Source organism: Brevundimonas sp. AVps5 (assembly GCF_058681515.1).
In genome coordinates, this window is record NZ_CM178740.1 from 972614 (window position 1) to 989230 (window position 16617).

Consider the following 16617-nt stretch of genomic DNA (forward strand, 5'->3'; position numbering starts at 1 on the left):
CGGGACTGACTGAGCATCATGATCGTGAACAAGGTAAGGGGGGGCGGACGCGCCACTTTCTGCAATCACAGAAAGTGGCGCGAGTGACGGGACTCGAACCCGCGACCTCCGGCGTGACAGGCCGGCACTCTAACCAACTGAGCTACACCCGCATTTCCCGCCGCGGCGTTTCCGTCGCGGCGAGGGGCGTCGTTTAGGCGGGGGGTCGCCCCGGTGTCAAGCGACCTTTCGGGCCTTTGCGACAGTTTTCGGCCTGGACGTCATGTCGCGGAACAGGGGCTTCTGAAAGTCGCCTTTGTGCGAACCACTCGCAAGAAAAATCCTTTGGCCGCTTGGGTTTGAACCGGGCCAAGGTTGGGTCTAGAAAGCGCCGAATCCGCCGCCCTCCCTCGCGGCCCGGACCCGATTCTATGAACGCATTTCTCCTCCAGTATCTGCCGATCGTGATCTTCGTGGGCATCGCCACGATCATAGGTGTCGGCTTCATGGTCGCGTCCTGGGCGATGGCCCCGTCCAGCCCCGACTCCGAGAAGCTGTCGGCCTATGAGTGCGGCTTCAATGCCTTCGACGACGCCCGGATGAAGTTCGACGTGCGGTTCTATCTCGTGTCGATCCTGTTCATCATCTTCGACCTGGAAGTGGCCTTCCTGTTCCCCTGGGCCGTGTCGATGTTCGATCTGGCCCGGCCCGAGATGATCTTCGCCTTCTGGTCGATGATGTCCTTCCTGGCCATTCTGACCGTCGGCTTCATTTACGAATGGAAGAAGGGCGCGCTGGAATGGCAGTAGTTTCCTCCACCGGCCTGATCGCCCCCGCTGCTTCAGGTTTGGCGTCGCCGCTGCCGACCGCCTTCGGTCAGGGCGCACGGTCGACGGTCCAGGGCTATGACCCCAAATTGCACGACAAGTTCTTCGAGGCGGTCAACACCGAGATCGCCGAGCAGGGCTTCCTCACCGCGTCTCTGGATGACGTCATCAACTGGGCCCGCACGGGTTCGCTGATGTGGATGACCTTCGGTCTGGCCTGCTGCGCCGTCGAGATGATCCAGGCCTCGATGCCGCGCTATGATCTGGAGCGATTCGGCATGGCGCCGCGCGGCAGCCCGCGCCAGTCGGACCTGATGATCGTCGCCGGCACCCTGACCAACAAGATGGCCCCGGCGCTTCGTAAAGTATACGACCAGATGCCGGACCCACGTTACGTGTTGTCGATGGGTTCTTGCGCCAACGGCGGCGGATATTATCACTACAGCTATAGTGTCGTGCGCGGTTGCGACCGAATTGTGCCCGTCGATGCTTATGTACCCGGCTGTCCGCCGACGGCGGAGGCGCTGGTCTATGGCCTGCTGCAGCTGCAGAAGAAGATCCGTCGCACCGGGACGATCGAACGATGAGCGTTCCTTCGATGAACGGCCACCTCGCGACGGTTGCGCGCAACACCGAGACCCTGACCCCGCTGGGTCAGGAGATGGTCGCCGAGCTGCAGGTCGATGCGAGCCTGGCCTGGGGCGAGCTAACGATCACCTGTCACCGCGACCGCATCGTCGAGGTCCTGACCGGCCTTCGCGACAGATTCGGCTTCCAGCAGCTGCTGGACGTCTGCGGCGTGGACTATCCGGACCGGGCCGAACGGTTCGACGTCGTCTATCACCTGCTGTCCCTGACCCGGAACGCGCGGATCCGGGTCAAGGTGACGACCGACGAGGTCCGGCCCGTCCCCAGCGTGATCGAGGTCTATCCCTCGGCCGGCTGGTTCGAGCGCGAGGCGTTCGACATGTACGGCATGCTGTTCTCGAATCATCCGGACCTGCGCCGGCTGCTGACCGACTACGGCTTCCAGGGGCATCCGCTGCGCAAGGACTTCCCCATGACGGGCTATGTCGAGGTCCGCTACGACGAGGAGCAGAAGCGGGTGGTCTATGAGCCCGTCAAACTGACGCAGGAATTCCGTAGCTTCGACTTCCTGTCGCCGTGGGAAGGGGCCGAGTATCCGGCACCCGTCCTGCCCGGCGACGAGAAGGCTCTCGGGGCTGGCCCGGGGCCCAAGGCGGGATGATCGACCATGGCAACCTCCGCGCTCCAGTTGGCTTTCACCAGGACCGCGCTGCAATCGGCGACGTCGTTCTTTCTGGTGACCTTCTCGACGGCCTTTCTGTTCACCCTCGGCGCCCGGCTGACGGGATGGTTCACGCGTTCGCCGGTGATTCCGCCGGAACAGACCCAGACCCTCGGCATCGCCATCATGGTGGCCGTGATCTGTCTGGCCGTCGGCGCCAGCATTCGCCGGCTGTCGGCCGCGGAGCTGCAGAGTGCGCTACTGGGCGCCTCGGCCATCCTGTTGTCGACTCCTTTGGCCCTGGCCGTCCTGACAGGCGACTGGCAGCTGTCGACCGCAGCCGTGTCGGGCATGGGCGTGGTGACGCTGGCGGTCGGCTGGTTCGTGGCGATCACGCGCCGGCCCGATGCATCGGAGAAGTCCACTGATGGCTGACGGACACCCCATCGCGAACGCGACCCCCGAGAGCGCCGACCTGAACCTGGTCGCCGACGACCTGGGCCATATGTCCCACGACATGGGGGCCTTTGACGACGGCCGGACCGCGCATGCGCGCGAGATGGACGACCGCAAATTCACCATCAATTTCGGTCCGCAACATCCGGCCGCCCACGGCGTGCTGCGTCTGGTGCTGGAGCTGGACGGCGAGGTGGTCGAGCGTGTCGATCCGCATATCGGCCTGCTGCACCGCGGCACCGAGAAGCTGATGGAGGCGCGCACCTATCTTCAGAACGTGCCCTATCTGGACCGGCTCGACTATGTCGCGCCGATGAACCAGGAGCACGCCTTCTGCCTGGCCATCGAGCGGCTGCTGGAGATCGAGGTCCCCTACCGCGCCCAGCTGATCCGGGTCCTGTATTCGGAAATCGGCCGCATCCTGTCGCACATGCTGAACGTGACGACTCAGGCCCTCGACGTCGGCGCCCTGACGCCGCCGCTGTGGGGGTTCGAGCAGCGCGAGAAGCTGATGGTCTTCTATGAGCGGGCCTGCGGCGCGCGTCTGCACGCCAACTATTTCCGTCCCGGCGGCGTCCACGGGGACCTGCCGATGGCCCTGATCGACGACATCGGCCGCTGGTGCGCCGAGTTCCCGGCCGCGCTGAAGGACATCGAGAGCCTCGTCACCGAGAACCGCATCTTCAAGCAGCGCAACGTCGACATCGGCGTGGTCAGCAAGGAACAGGCCCTGCAGTGGGGCTTCACCGGGGTGATGCTGCGCGGCTCCGACATCGCCTGGGACCTGCGCAAGTCGCAGCCCTACGAATGCTATGCCGAGCTGGAGTTCGACATCGTCGTCGGCAAGAACGGCGACTGCTGGGACCGCTACCTCGTGCGCATCGAGGAGATGAAGCAGTCGGTGCACATCATGGAGCAGTGCATCCACAAGCTCCGCAACTGCCCCGGCGACCCGGTGATGGTCGAGAACAACAAGATCGTTCCCCCGTCGCGCGGCGAGATGAAGCGGTCGATGGAAGCCCTGATCCATCACTTCAAACTCTATACCGAAGGCTTCCACACCCCGGCCGGAGAGGTCTATGCCGCCGTCGAGGCCCCCAAGGGCGAGTTCGGCATCTATCTGGTCAGTGACGGCACCAACAAGCCGTACCGGGTCAAGATCAGCGCCCCCGGCTTCCGCCACCTCCAGGCCATGGACTGGATGAACCGCGGCCACATGCTGGCCGACGTCTCCGCCATCCTGGGCTCGCTCGACATCGTCTTCGGTGAGGTCGACCGCTAGTGACCAGACTGCTCGCCGACATCACCCTGGGCACTGTCATCGTCGCCGGTCTGGTCATGATCGCCGGCGTGATCTTCGTCGCCAACGTGAACGACCCTCGGAATGTCATGCATCCGGGCGGCCGCATGGGGCGGCTGAAGGATGAACTGCTGTCGGTCGGCCCCATGGCTCCGTTCCTGGTGATGATCGCGGCGGGAGGGTTCTTCCCGGATCTTCGCGATGGAGCCTGGTGGTTGCCCGTTCTCCTCGCGGTGTCGATCATGGGAGTGGCGGCCAGTTTCTGGGCGCCCCCGGTTCGCCGGGCGCGCGCGCGCGTCGAGGCCCTGCGCACGAAGGCGTTCTCATGAGCGCCTTCGCCGTCGATCCCGTCTTCACCCAGCTGCAGGTCATCGCCTTCGTCGGCTTCCTGCTTTTCGGCGTGGCCGCGCAGGTCTTCTTCTCGCCGCGTCGCCGCGAAGTGATGGGCTCTATGAAGTTCGCGCTCGCCTCGACCGTGATCGCGACCCCGGGCATCGCCGGCGTGACGCTTGTGCGCGGCGCCTATCGCGCCGGCTATCTGGCCGAGGGCAGGGGCTTTCTGGAAGCCAACCTGCGCTCGATCGTCTGGATGAGCGGCTTCATTTTCCTCAGCCAGCTGGCCGTGCGGTTCCTGCCGCCGATGTCCTGGCTTTCCCGCGACCTTTCGAACGCCGGCAAGGCGGTCTGGGGCGCGCGCCTGAATCGTTGGATGGGTAGAGCATGAGCGTCCGTCGTCTCGCCAAGGAACAACCCGCCTCGTTCGCCTTCTCGAAGGCGACGAAGGCCAAGTGTGACTGGTGGATCGCCAAATATCCGGCGGACCGCGCGCGTTCGGCCGTGATCCCGATGCTGTGGCTGGTCCAGAAGCAGGAGGGCTGGGTCTCCGAGCCCGCCATCCGCGCCATCGCCGACCGGCTGGACATGGCCTATATCCGGGTGCTGGAGGTCGCGACCTTCTACACCATGTTCATGCTGGAGCCGGTCGGCTCGGCCGCCCTGATCCAGGTCTGCGGCACCACGCCCTGTATGCTGCGCGGCTCTGGCGAGCTGATGAAGGTCTGCAAGAGCCGGATCGGGCCGAAACAGACCCTGTCGGCCGACGGCAAATTCTACTGGGAAGAGGTCGAGTGCCTCGGCGCCTGCGTCAACGCGCCGATGGCCATGATCAACGACTACTATTTCGAGGACCTGACGGCCTCGGACATGAACCAGATCATTGACGACTTCGCCGCCGGCAAGACGCCGAAGCCGGGGACGCGCGTCGACCGCGTCAACTCGGCGCCGGAGGGCGGGGCCCTGACCCTGACCGATCCGAAGCTGTATGACGGCTCGGCCGCCAAACCGATCAAGACGCTGCCGAACTCCGAGCCGGTGACGGCATGACCGACGCCCAGACCGACGCGAAAGTGGCCGCCTATCGGGCGGAGATCCGCACCGTGGGCCGCACCCAGCGGCTGGCGGGCTTCGGTCTGGTGTTGCTCGGGGCTGTCCTGGTCTGGGCCGCGAACCGCGCGGGCGGGCTCTCCGAAATCGCGCAGATGGCGGGCTATGCAGCACTGGCGGCCGGTTGGGCCCTGATGCTGGCCGCCATCTTCCTGCGTACCCGATATCATCGCCGCCGCCTGGCCGAGCTGGACGGAGGCGCCCAATGAGCGCCCTGCTTCGCGCCGACGGTGAACCGTCGCGTGTTTGTCCGACGACCCGGGCAGTATTCGTGATCTCAAGACGTTCGGGGGGCCGTCGTGACATCCAGACCAATGGGCAAACCACCGAAGCGCGGCGTCGCCGGCCTGTTTATGGCCAATCTGATGGGCGCCAGCGCCCTGCCCCTGGGCGGGGCGTCCGCGCAACCGCCCCAGCCGGCACCGGCGGGGGCGACACCGTCGCCAGCCGCGCCGTCCCCTCCGTCTCCTCCCGCCGGTTCCCCGAATGCGCCTGATCAAACACCCAAGAATTCAGGCGGCCAGCGTCCGCCGCCGCCAACCGAGCGCCAGACCGGCGATCGTCGCAGCGAACTCTCGCGCCCGCGCGGCAGGGGCGTCGGCGGCTCAGGTCGCGGAGGGCCCCCGCTGATGGCCGGCCTGTTGCAAGACAAGGATCGCATCTTCACCAACCTGTACGGGCTCCAGGACTGGGGCCTCGAGGGCGCGAAGACCCGTGGCTGCTGGAACGCCACGAAAGACATGCTGGACATGGGCCGCGACTGGCTCATCACCAACGTCAAGAACTCCGGCCTGCGCGGACGCGGCGGCGCCGGCTTCTCGACGGGTCTGAAATGGTCCTTCATGCCCAGGGAGCTGAAGGATCGTCCGCACTATCTCGTCGTCAACGCCGACGAGTCCGAGCCGGGCACCTGCAAGGACCGGGAGATCATGCGCCATGATCCCCACCTGCTGATCGAAGGCTGTTTGATCGCCTCCTTCGCGATGCAGGCCCACGCCTGCTACATCTATCTGCGCGGCGAATATGTGCTCGAGCGCGAGCGCATGGAGGCGGCGGTCAAGCAGGCCTATGAGGCGAAGCTGATCGGCACGAACAACGTCCACGGCTGGGACTTCGACGTCTATATCCACCACGGTGCCGGGGCCTATATCTGCGGCGAAGAGACGGCCCTGCTGGAAAGCCTCGAAGGCAAGAAGGGCCAGCCTCGGCTGAAGCCGCCGTTCCCGGCCGGGGCCGGCCTCTACGGCTGCCCGACCACGGTGAACAATGTCGAGTCGATCGCCGTCGTGGGCACGATCCTGCGTCGCGGGGCGGAGTGGTTCGCCGGCTTCGGTCGCGCCAACAACACCGGCACCAAGCTGATGTCGATCTCGGGCCACGTGAACCGCCCGTGCAATGTCGAGGAGGCCATGTCGATCCCGCTGCGTCAGCTGCTGGAAGAGCATTGCGGCGGCGTTCGCGGCGGCTGGGGCAACCTCAAGGCCGTGATCCCGGGTGGCGTCTCCGTGCCGCTGATCACCCGCGAGATGTCCGAGACGGCGCTGATGGACTTCGATTCCTTGCGCGACATGAAGTCGGGCCTGGGCACCGCGGCCGTCATCGTCATGGACAACGACACCGACCTGGTGAAGGCGATCGCCCGCATCAGCTATTTCTACAAGCATGAGAGCTGCGGCCAGTGCACCCCCTGCCGCGAGGGCACCGGCTGGATGTGGCGCGTGCTGGAACGCATGGCCGTGGGCGAGGCCGATCCGTCGGAGATCGACCTGCTGCTGGACGTCGCCGGACAGGTCGAGGGCCACACCATCTGCGCCCTCGGCGATGCCGCCGCCTGGCCGGTCCAGGGCCTGATCCGTCACTTCCGCCACGAGATCGAGGACCGGATCTCGGCCTACCGCAGCCGCCGCGCGAACTTCGCCGGCCACGCAATAGCGGCGGAGTAGGGGATGCGGCACTTTTCCCTCCCCATCGTCATCCTCGGGACAGGCCCGAGGATGACGATGGTTGGATTGATGGGCGCGCTCTCGCTTTCGGCGTGCGGTCAGCCTGCTGAGAAAGAAGCGCCGACGCCGACGGAGATCGTCGCCGCCGAGGCGCCGGTCTCCGACGCCGTAGCCCGGACGCCGGCCGTGCTGACGGCCGTCGACCTGCGCCGCGTGTGCAAGGCCGGCCTCGCTGCCATCCACGGCCAGGAGGTGGCCTCCATCGAACTGACCGGCATCGAAGGTCAGGTCGTGAACGCCCAGTGGCGCGCCCCGGTCGACGGCGGTCTGATGAAGGCCCAATGCCGCGCCGCCGACGGACTGGTCGTGTGGAAGCCGCTCGAACTGCCTGACCCTGCCTCCGTGCGGTGGATGAATGAATCCGGTGATCCGGTCGTGCGCTACGCCATACGCGGCGACGAGGTCGAGATCACCCAGACGCTGCCTGACGGCACGACGCAGACGGCCACCGAGGTCGTTGCGCCGAGCGGGGAGGTCGGCTGATGGCGGACGAACCCGACAACCTGGTCCTGCAAATCCTTCGACGCGTCGAGGCGCGCCTGACGACGATCGAAACCAAGCTGGATCGCGTGGGCGAGGATGTCCACGGTGTGAAGGTGCGCATGACCCATGTCGAGGAAGGTTTGGCCGGCGTGAACCGGCGGCTGGATCGAATTGAAGAACGCGTGGACCGGATCGAGAAACGCCTCGATCTGGTCGATCACCATCCCTACGGCGGAGTCCGCGAATAATGCCCGTCGCTAAAGTCAACGGCGTCGACGTCGAGTTCGAGCCCGGCATGACCGTGCTCCAGGTCGCCGAGCGCGCCGGGCACGAGATCCCGCGTTTCTGCTATCACGAGCGGCTGTCGATCGCCGGCAACTGCCGCATGTGCCTGGTCGAGGTAAAGCCCGGACCGCCGAAGCCCCAGGCCTCGTGCGCGCTTCCGGCCGCCGAGGGCCAGATGATCTTCACCGACACGCCGATGGTGAAGAAGGCGCGCGAAGGGGTGATGGAGTTCCTGCTCATCAACCACCCGCTGGATTGCCCGATCTGCGACCAGGGCGGCGAGTGCGACCTGCAGGACCAGGCCATGGGCTATGGCCGCGACGGTTCCCGCTATGCGGAGAACAAGCGCGCGGTCGAAGAAAAGCACATGGGTCCGACCATCAAGACCTTCATGACGCGGTGCATCCAGTGCACCCGTTGCGTGCGCTTCATCAGCGAAGTCGCCGGCGTGCCGGACATCGGCATGATCTCGCGCGGCGAGGACGCGGAGATCACGACCTATCTCGAGCAGGCGGTGAACTCCGAGCTGTCGGGCAACGTCAACGACCTGTGCCCCGTCGGCGCCCTGACCCACCGCCCGTGGCAGTTCCACTATCGTCCGTGGGAGCTGAAGAAGACCGAGACCATCGACGTCATGGACGCCCTGGGCTCCAACATCTCGGCCCAGTCCAAGGGTGCCGAGGTGATGCGTATCCTGCCGCGGGTGCACGAGGGCATCAACGAGGAGTGGCTGTCGGACAAGAGCCGCTACGTCGTCGACGGCCTGCAGGCGCGCCGCCTGGATCGCCCCTACGTCCGTGAAAACGGCAAGCTGCGCGCCGCCTCATGGGACGAGGCGCTGAACGCCGTGGCGTCGAAGCTGAAGGCGGCCCCGGCAGACAGGATCGGCGTCATCGCCGGCGACCTGCAGGACGCGGAATCGATGAAGGCGGCGCTGGACCTGTTCCGCGCGCTGGGATCGTCGAACACCGACTGCCGCCAGGACGGATCGGCGATGGGCTATGGCCCGCGCGAGGGCTGGCTGTTCAACACCGGCCTGCAAGGTCTGGAAGAGGCCGACTCCATCCTGCTGGTGGGCGTCAATCCGCGCACCGAGGCTCCGCTGCTGAACCAGCGGATCCGCAAGAGCTGGCTGGCCGGCAAGACCAACGTGGGCATCATCGGCGAGTCCGCTGACCTGACCTATGACTACGATGTCGTGGGTCGGGGAACGAAGACCCTCGCGAAGCTGCCGAAGGTCGCCTCTGAGGCCCTGTCGAACGCCGAACGTCCGGCCATCGTGGTCGGTGCCGGCGCCCTGTCGGGCCCGGACGGCGCAAGGGTGCTGAACCAGCTGGGCAAACTGGCCGCCAAACTCGGCGTCGTTAAGGACGGCTGGAACGGCTTCAACGTCCTGCACCACGCTGCCGCCCGCGTCGGCGGCCTGGACATGGGCTTCGTTCCTGCCACAGGCGGCCTGTCGGCCCACGCGATGGTCCAGCGCGACGCGTTGGACGTCCTGTTCCTGCTGGGTGCCGACGAGATCGAGACGGGCCCGTCGAAGGCCTTCAAGATCTATCTGGGCAGCCACGGCGACCGGGGCGCACACACTGCGGACGTCATCCTGCCGGGCGCGGCCTGGACCGAGAAGTCGGGCCTCTATGTCAACACCGAGGGCCGGGTGCAAATGGGCGAACGCGCCGTCTTCCCCAAGGGCGATGCGAAAGAGGACTGGGCCATCATTCGCGCCCTGTCGGAACGCGTCGGCCACACCCTGCCGTACGATACGCTGGACCAGTTGCGCACAAGGCTGATGTCCGATCACCCGACCTTCGGCCGCATCGACTATCTGGCCCCGGCCGGGTCGTTCGACACCTCCAGCCTGGGCCAGAAGGGCGAGCTGGGCGATGTCGCCTTCGCCTCGGCCGTGGTCGACCCCTATCTGAACAACCCGATCGCGCGCGCCAGCGCGACCATGGCCGAGCTCAGCGCCCAGCGCATGGCTCCGGCCCTGCTGGCGGCGGAGTAGACGCATGGAACCGAATTTCTGGACCACGCCTCTCGGCTGGACCATCGCCACGACGGGTGCCGTGCTGCTCGTGACCGTCGGCGTCCTGATCTCGGTCGCCTTCCTGCTGCTGGCCGACCGCAAGATCTGGGCGGCCGTGATGATGCGGAAGGGCCCCAACGTCGTGGGTCCGTTCGGCCTGCTTCAGTCCTTCGCCGACATGATCAAGTTCGTGCTGAAGGAGATCGTCGTCCCCGCCGGCGCGGACAAGGTCGTCTTCCTGATGGCGCCGATCATCACCGTGATCATGGCCTTCATCACCTGGGCGGTCATTCCGTTTGCCCCGGGCTGGGTCATCTCCGACCTGAACGTCGGCATCCTGTACGTGTTCGCGATCAGCTCCCTGGGCGTCTACGGCATCATCATGGGCGGCTGGGCTTCGAACTCGAAGTATCCGTTCCTCGGCTCGCTGCGCTCCGCCGCCCAGATGGTGTCCTATGAGGTCTCCATCGGCCTGATCATCATCAACGTCATCCTGCTGGCCGGGACGATGAACCTGTCGGCGATCGTGACGTCGCAGGAAGGCTGGATCTGGAACTGGTATGTCTTCGGCGGCGGCGCCGACACCTGGCCGCTGGTGCTCGTCATGTTCCCGATGATGATCATGTTCTTCATCTCCGCCCTCGCCGAAACCAACCGCCCGCCGTTCGACCTGCCCGAGGCCGAGTCCGAACTCGTGGCCGGCTATCAGGTCGAGTATTCGTCGACGCCCTATCTGCTGTTCATGATGGGCGAGTATGTGAACATCATCTTCATGTGCGCGATGATCTCGATCCTGTTCTTCGGCGGCTGGAGCCCTGGCTTCCCGATCGACTTCACCGCCGACTGGAACCCCTTCCTGGTCAACCTGCTGCTGTTCGGTGTGCTGTTCATCAAGATCCTGTTCTGGTTCTTCATGTTCGCGATGGTGAAGACCTTCGTGCCCCGCTACCGCTACGACCAGCTGATGCGTCTGGGCTGGAAGATCTTCCTGCCGACCTCGCTTGTCGCCGTGGTCGCCGTCTCGGCCTGGCGCGTCTTCGCGGTGGGGGCATGATCCGCATGGCCCTTCTCGCCCTGACCGCAGTCACTCTGGCCGGCTGTCTGCCGCCCGCCTATGAGGCCGAACCCGCCTCGCCCTATCAGTGGCAGCGTCGCCAGGATGACATCCAGCGCCGCGAGGCCGAACGCGTCCGCCTGTGCGCCATCATGAACAAGGATACGGATCGCTACGAGCGCGATTGCACGCGTCCGGGAGACCCTGTCCGATGATCACCCGTATCGCCCAGGCCGCGAAGGGCGCGATGCTGATCGATCTGGTCGGCGCGTTCGGCCTGACCCTGCGCGAGTTCTTCCGTCCCAAGAAGACGGTGAACTATCCGTTCGAGCGCAATCCGCAATCGCCGCGGTTCCGGGGCGAGCACGCCCTGCGCCGCTATGCGAACGGCGAGGAGCGCTGCATCGCCTGCAAGCTCTGCGAGGCCATCTGCCCGGCCCAGGCCATCACGATCGAGTCGGAACCCCGTTCGGACGGCAGCCGCCGCACGACCCGCTATGACATCGACATGGTCAAATGCATCTACTGTGGCCTGTGCCAGGAGGCCTGCCCGGTGGACGCCATCGTAGAGGGACCGAACTCCGAGTTCGCGACCGAGACGCGCGAGGAACTCTACTACGACAAGGCCCGACTGCTGGATAATGGCGACCGCTGGGAACGGCAGATCGCGAAGAATCTGGAGTTGGACGCGCCGTATCGGTGACGATTTTTCCCTCTCCCGGTGGGAGAGGGCTTGAGGCTCGGAGAGCGAAGCGATCCGCCAAGCCGAAAGGGTGAGGGGTTACGGTGGCAACCGTTGAGCGCATGACCCCTCACCCTTTCGCGCAAGGCCGATCGCCTGACGGCTCTCGGGCGCTCAAGCCCTCTCCCGCCGGGAGAGGGAGGTAGAGTAGGAATTGCTCGCTTCATTTTGGGGCGAACGCTGTCTAAGAGATGCGGCGATTCCGCCGTGCTGAATTTCGGAAAGGGCGAAAGCCTCCCATGCTGCAAGGCATAGCCTTCTATCTGCTGGCGGCGACAGCCGTGGTGTCCGGCCTTCTGGTCGTGACGGCGCGTAATCCCGTGCACTCGGTCCTGTGGCTGATCCTGGCCTTCTTCTCGTCGGCCGGGCTGTTCGTCCTGCTGGGCGCGGAGTTCCTGGCGATGCTGCTGGTGGTCGTCTACGTCGGTGCCGTCGCGGTGCTGTTCCTGTTCGTCGTGATGATGCTGGATGTCGACTTCGTCCGCCTGCGCGAGGGATATGCGACCTACCTGCCGCTGGCCGCCATCGTGGCGGGCATCCTGCTGGCCGAGATGATCATGATCTCGATCGTGGTGGTCCAGGGCGGCGCGGCTGCAGAGGCCGTGGCTCCGGCCGTCGCCGGCCCCGAAGCCTCGAACGTCGAGACGATCGGGCGGGTGCTCTACACCGACTACGTCTACTTCTTCCAGGCCGCCGGGATCGTGCTGCTGATCGCCATGATCGGCGCCATTGTCCTGACCCTGCGCAAGCGGACCTCCGTCCGTCGCCAGGATCCGGGCGACCAGACCAACCGCGACCGCAAGACATCGGTCGAGATCAAGGGCGTCGTCACCGGCGTCGGCGTGACGGGCGAGGAACTGCGCTGATGGAAGTCACCCTGCAGCACTATCTGGCGGTGGCGGCGATGCTGTTCACCATCGGGGTCTTCGGCATCTTCGTGAACCGCAAGAACGTGATCATCATCCTGATGTCGGTCGAGCTGATCCTTCTGGCCGTGAACATCAATTTCGTCGCCTTCTCGGCCTATCTGCACGACGTGCAGGGGCAGATCATGGCGATGTTCGTCCTGACCGTGGCCGCCGCCGAGGCCGCTGTAGGCCTCGCTATTCTGGTGACCTTCTTCCGCAACCGCGGCGATATCGCGGTTGACGACGCCAGTGTGATGAAGGGCTGATCGTGTCTCTCGAACTGCTCGTCACCCTGGGGGTCTTCGCCCCCCTGCTCGGCGCGGCGATCGCCGGCTTCTTCGGCCGCCGCATCGGCGACATTCCGTCCCAGACGGTCACCACCGGTCTGCTGTTCTTCTCGTGCGCCGTGGCCTGGACCGTGTTCAGCCAGTGGACCTGGGGTCATCTGGAGGCCTTCACCGTCGTCGTCTCGCCCTTCATCAATGTGGGCGATTTCCAGTCGAACTGGTCGATCCGCATCGACGCCCTGTCGGCGACCATGCTGGTCGTGGTCACGACGGTCTCCTCGCTCGTGCACCTGTATTCCTGGGGCTATATGGCCGAGGACGACTCGAAGCCGCGCTTCTTCGCCTATCTGTCGCTGTTCACCTTCGCCATGCTGGCCCTGGTCACTGCCGCCGACTTCATGCAACTGTTCTTCGGCTGGGAAGGGGTGGGTCTGGCCTCGTACCTTCTGATCGGATTCTGGTTCAAGAAATCGACCGCCAGCGCCGCCGCCATCAAGGCCTTCGTCGTCAACCGCGTCGGCGACTTCGGTTTCGCCCTGGGCATCATCACCGTCTTCTGGATGTTCGGCACGATCCAGTTCGCCGAACTGTTCCCGCTGATCGCCTCGAAGGCCGGCACGGGCTGGGAGTTCCTCGGCTACACCTGGTCTGCGCTCGATCTGGCCGGCGTGCTGCTGTTCATCGGTGCGATGGGCAAGTCGGCCCAGTTCTTCCTGCACACCTGGCTGCCGGACGCCATGGAGGGCCCGACCCCGGTTTCGGCCCTGATTCACGCGGCGACCATGGTCACCGCCGGCGTCTACATGGTCTGCCTGCTCAGCCCGATCTACGAATACGCCCCGACGGCGTCGCTGTTCATCGCCATCACCGGCGCGGTCACGGCCCTGTTCGCCGCGACGGTTGGTTTGATGCAGAACGACATCAAGCGGGTCATCGCCTATTCGACCTGTTCGCAGCTGGGCTACATGTTCTTCGCGGCGGGCGTGGGCGTGTACGAATCCGCCATGTTCCACCTGTTCACCCACGCCTTCTTCAAGGCCCTGCTGTTCCTGGGCGCCGGCTCGGTGATCCACGGCATGCATCACGAGCAGGACATGCGGAAGATGGGCGGGCTGTGGAAGCTGCTGCCGGTGACCTACGGCGTGATGATGATCGGGACGATCGCCATCACCGGTCTGGGCATCCCCGAGATCGGCGGGTTCGCCGGCTTCTACTCCAAGGACTCGATCATCGAGAGCGCTTACGCGGCTGCGACCAGCGGTCACTCCGCGGCGGGGTATTTCGCCTTCATCGTCGGCATCTTCGCCGCGGCCCTGACCAGCTACTATTCGTGGCGGCTGATCTTCATGACCTTCCACAACAAGCCCCAGTGGACGGAAGAGGCGATGGCGGCGCACGCGCATGACAATGGTCACGACGACCATGCGTCGCACGCGCAGCCCGAGACCCATTCCGGGCCGGACGCGCATGATGATCATGCCCACGACGACCACGGCCATCACGGCCCGCTGAAGCCCCACGAGAGCCCGTGGATCATGCTGGTTCCGCTGATCGCCCTGTCGATCGGTGCCATCGCGGCCGGCTTCGTCTTCGCTCCGAGCTTCATCGGCCACCACGAGGCCGAGTTCTGGCGCGGTGCCATCTTCTCGGGCCCGACCAACCACGTCCTGCACGACAGTCACGAGGTTCCGAAATGGGTGAAGTGGTCGCCGCTGGTGGTGACCCTGCTCGGCGCCTTCATCGCCTTCTACTACTACGTCCTGCGTGAAGGCCTGGCGAAGCGGATGGCGGCCAAGGAGGGGCCGCTGTGGAGCTTCCTCGCCAACAAGTGGTATTTTGACGAGATCTACGACTTCATCTTCGTGCGCGGCGCCAAGGGCCTTGGCGACCTGTTCTGGAAGATCGGGGACGTGAAGATCATTGACGGGCTGGGGCCGAACGGCTTCGCCTGGGCGTCGCTGAAGTCCGCCGCGCGACTGGCCAAGATCCAGTCCGGCTATGTCTACCATTATGCGTTTGTGATGCTGCTCGGCGTGGCCGGTCTGCTCGCCTTCGCCATCTACACCTGGGGTGCCTGAGTTATGGGTACGATCCCCAACATCCTGAGCGTGGTGACGTTCCTGCCGCTGGTCGGCGCGGCCCTGATCCTGCTCGCCAAACTGATGGCCAGGTCCAGTGAGGACACCATCGCCCGCTGGGTCGCCATGGTCACCACGCTCGTCGTGCTGGCTGTCTCGACCTTGCTGGTGCTGCAGTTCGACAGCTCAAACGCCGCCTATCAGTTCGTCGAGAACTACGTCTGGTTCGCCGGCGCGAGCTATCACCTCGGCGTCGACGGGGTCTCGATCCTGTTCGTCCTGCTGACCGCCTTCCTGATGCCGATCTGCATCCTGGCCAGCTGGAAGTCGGTCGAGACCCGCGTTGGCGACTATATGATCGCCTTCCTGGTGCTGGAGACCCTGGTCATCGGCGTGTTCACGTCGCTGGACCTGTTCCTGTTCTACATCTTCTTCGAGGGCACCCTCGTTCCGATGTTCATCATCATCGGGGTGTGGGGCGGGGCCAACCGGATCTACGCCGCCTACAAATTCTTCCTCTACACCCTGCTCGGGTCCGTCCTGATGCTGCTGGCCATGCTGTGGATGGCCAATGAGGCCGGCACGACCTCGATCCCGGCGCTGAAGGAATACGCCTTTGGTCCCTGGGCCCAGTCGATCCTGTGGCTGGCCTTCTTCGCCTCCTTCGCCGTCAAGATGCCGATGTGGCCGGTCCACACCTGGCTGCCCGACGCCCACGTCCAGGCGCCGACGGCGGGCTCGGTCATCCTGGCCGGCATCCTGCTGAAGCTGGGCGGCTACGGCTTCATCCTGTTCAATGTGCCGATGTTCCCGGATGCGTCGGTGATGTACCGGCCGCTGGTTTTCACCCTGTCGGTGATCGCCATCGTCTACACCTCGCTGGTCGCCTTCCGTCAGACAGACATCAAGAAGCTGATCGCCTATTCGTCGGTCGCCCACATGGGCTTCGTGACCATGGGCATCTTCGCCGGCAACGCCCAGGGCATGCAGGGCGCCGTCTTCCAGATGCTGAGCCACGGCCTGATCTCGGGCGCGCTCTTCCTCTGCGTCGGCGTCGTCTATGACCGGATGCACACCCGTGAGATCGCCTTCTACGGCGGCCTGACGAACCGGATGCCCTGGTATGCCGCCATCTTCCTGATGTTCACCATGGCCAATGTCGGCCTGCCGGGAACCTCGGGCTTCATCGGCGAGATCCTGACGCTGACCGGTGTGTATCAGGCCTCGACCTGGGCCGCCTTCGTGGCCACGACCGGCGTCATCCTTTCAGCCGTCTACGCCCTGACCCTGTACCGCAACGTCATGTTCGGCGAGATCACCAACCCGGCCCTGGCCACGATCAAGGACATCGACCTGCGCGAGCTGGTCATCTTCGTTCCCCTGATCGTCGGCACCATCTGGCTGGGCGTGCAGCCGGACCTGGTCCTGAACTACACCGCAGCCTCCGTCGACGTCGTCGTCAACGGCTGGCAGCTCGCGACCGGCGGGTGAGAG

At 65.1% G+C, this 16617-nt stretch carries 20 protein-coding genes and 1 tRNA gene; 20 read left to right on the forward strand and 1 reads right to left on the reverse strand.

Translation table 11 applies throughout. From position 1 onward, the window contains the following. Positions 1-75 precede the first annotated feature (75 nt). A tRNA-Asp gene (locus ACW18A_RS04850) sits at positions 76-152 on the reverse strand. A 258-nt stretch (positions 153-410) separates the two neighbouring features. On the opposite strand from ACW18A_RS04850, the gene ACW18A_RS04855 reads away from it, so the two are divergent. From ACW18A_RS04855 to ACW18A_RS04950, 20 genes are all read left to right on the forward strand, one after another. Next, positions 411-788, forward strand: a complete 378-nt coding sequence (locus ACW18A_RS04855) for an NADH-quinone oxidoreductase subunit A (protein ID WP_492023676.1) — start codon at positions 411-413, stop codon at positions 786-788. Next, on the forward strand, positions 758-1393 hold the full coding sequence (locus ACW18A_RS04860; RefSeq protein WP_492023677.1) for a NuoB/complex I 20 kDa subunit family protein: 636 nt from the start codon (positions 758-760) through the stop codon (positions 1391-1393). Before ACW18A_RS04855 ends, ACW18A_RS04860 begins: the two co-directional genes overlap by 31 nt. Positions 1394-1404: 11 nt before the next feature. Then, positions 1405-2055 carry an NADH-quinone oxidoreductase subunit C gene (locus ACW18A_RS04865; protein WP_492024333.1) on the forward strand — a complete coding sequence of 217 codons (651 nt, stop codon included), beginning with the start codon at positions 1405-1407 and terminating at the stop codon, positions 2053-2055. 6 nt (positions 2056-2061) lie between these two features. Further along, positions 2062-2490 (forward strand): hypothetical protein, encoded by a 429-nt coding sequence (locus tag ACW18A_RS04870; RefSeq protein ID WP_492023678.1) that lies wholly within the window; start codon positions 2062-2064, stop codon positions 2488-2490. Positions 2491-2572: 82 nt separating this feature from the next. Continuing rightward, the gene (locus tag ACW18A_RS04875) at positions 2573-3793 is read left to right on the forward strand and encodes an NADH-quinone oxidoreductase subunit D (protein ID WP_492024334.1); all 1221 of its coding nucleotides are present in this window, start codon (positions 2573-2575) and stop codon (positions 3791-3793) included. Further along, the gene (locus ACW18A_RS04880) at positions 3793-4140 is read left to right on the forward strand and encodes a hypothetical protein (protein WP_492023679.1); all 348 of its coding nucleotides are present in this window, start codon (positions 3793-3795) and stop codon (positions 4138-4140) included. The genes ACW18A_RS04875 and ACW18A_RS04880 overlap by 1 nt, the downstream gene beginning before the upstream one ends. Next, positions 4137-4535, forward strand: a complete 399-nt coding sequence (locus ACW18A_RS04885) for a hypothetical protein (protein WP_492023680.1) — start codon at positions 4137-4139, stop codon at positions 4533-4535. The genes ACW18A_RS04880 and ACW18A_RS04885 overlap by 4 nt, the downstream gene beginning before the upstream one ends. Then, positions 4532-5194, forward strand: coding sequence for an NADH-quinone oxidoreductase subunit NuoE (gene nuoE, locus ACW18A_RS04890; RefSeq protein WP_492023681.1), 663 nt, complete (start codon positions 4532-4534; stop codon positions 5192-5194). The genes ACW18A_RS04885 and nuoE overlap by 4 nt, the downstream gene beginning before the upstream one ends. Further along, the gene (locus ACW18A_RS04895) at positions 5191-5463 is read left to right on the forward strand and encodes a hypothetical protein (RefSeq protein WP_492023682.1); all 273 of its coding nucleotides are present in this window, start codon (positions 5191-5193) and stop codon (positions 5461-5463) included. Before nuoE ends, ACW18A_RS04895 begins: the two co-directional genes overlap by 4 nt. A 420-nt stretch (positions 5464-5883) precedes the next feature. Then, positions 5884-7197, forward strand: a complete 1314-nt coding sequence (gene nuoF / locus ACW18A_RS04900; protein ID WP_492023683.1) for an NADH-quinone oxidoreductase subunit NuoF — start codon at positions 5884-5886, stop codon at positions 7195-7197. A gap of 3 nt (positions 7198-7200) precedes the next feature. Then, positions 7201-7740: a hypothetical protein gene (locus ACW18A_RS04905; protein ID WP_492023684.1), complete on the forward strand. Its 540-nt coding sequence runs from the start codon at positions 7201-7203 to the stop codon at positions 7738-7740. Further along, positions 7740-7988, forward strand: a complete 249-nt coding sequence (locus ACW18A_RS04910) for a hypothetical protein (protein WP_492023685.1) — start codon at positions 7740-7742, stop codon at positions 7986-7988. The genes ACW18A_RS04905 and ACW18A_RS04910 overlap by 1 nt, the downstream gene beginning before the upstream one ends. Beyond that, entirely contained in the window at positions 7988-10033 is a 2046-nt protein-coding gene (nuoG, locus tag ACW18A_RS04915) for an NADH-quinone oxidoreductase subunit NuoG (RefSeq protein ID WP_492023686.1), read from the forward strand. The genes ACW18A_RS04910 and nuoG overlap by 1 nt, the downstream gene beginning before the upstream one ends. Positions 10034-10037: 4 nt before the next feature. Next, the gene (nuoH, locus tag ACW18A_RS04920; RefSeq protein WP_492023687.1) at positions 10038-11108 is read left to right on the forward strand and encodes an NADH-quinone oxidoreductase subunit NuoH; all 1071 of its coding nucleotides are present in this window, start codon (positions 10038-10040) and stop codon (positions 11106-11108) included. Then, positions 11105-11323: a hypothetical protein gene (locus ACW18A_RS04925; protein ID WP_492023688.1), complete on the forward strand. Its 219-nt coding sequence runs from the start codon at positions 11105-11107 to the stop codon at positions 11321-11323. The genes nuoH and ACW18A_RS04925 overlap by 4 nt, the downstream gene beginning before the upstream one ends. Next, a complete protein-coding gene (gene nuoI, locus ACW18A_RS04930; protein WP_492023689.1) occupies positions 11320-11811 on the forward strand; it encodes an NADH-quinone oxidoreductase subunit NuoI in 492 nt (163 codons plus the stop codon). The genes ACW18A_RS04925 and nuoI overlap by 4 nt, the downstream gene beginning before the upstream one ends. A gap of 278 nt (positions 11812-12089) precedes the next feature. After that, the gene (locus ACW18A_RS04935; RefSeq protein WP_492023690.1) at positions 12090-12716 is read left to right on the forward strand and encodes an NADH-quinone oxidoreductase subunit J; all 627 of its coding nucleotides are present in this window, start codon (positions 12090-12092) and stop codon (positions 12714-12716) included. Beyond that, positions 12716-13024, forward strand: coding sequence for an NADH-quinone oxidoreductase subunit NuoK (gene nuoK, locus ACW18A_RS04940; RefSeq protein ID WP_298161784.1), 309 nt, complete (start codon positions 12716-12718; stop codon positions 13022-13024). The genes ACW18A_RS04935 and nuoK overlap by 1 nt, the downstream gene beginning before the upstream one ends. A 2-nt stretch (positions 13025-13026) precedes the next feature. Continuing rightward, positions 13027-15123, forward strand: a complete 2097-nt coding sequence (nuoL, locus tag ACW18A_RS04945; protein WP_492023691.1) for an NADH-quinone oxidoreductase subunit L — start codon at positions 13027-13029, stop codon at positions 15121-15123. 3 nt (positions 15124-15126) lie between these two features. Continuing rightward, positions 15127-16614, forward strand: a complete 1488-nt coding sequence (locus ACW18A_RS04950) for an NADH-quinone oxidoreductase subunit M (RefSeq protein ID WP_492023692.1) — start codon at positions 15127-15129, stop codon at positions 16612-16614. Positions 16615-16617 lie beyond the last annotated feature (3 nt).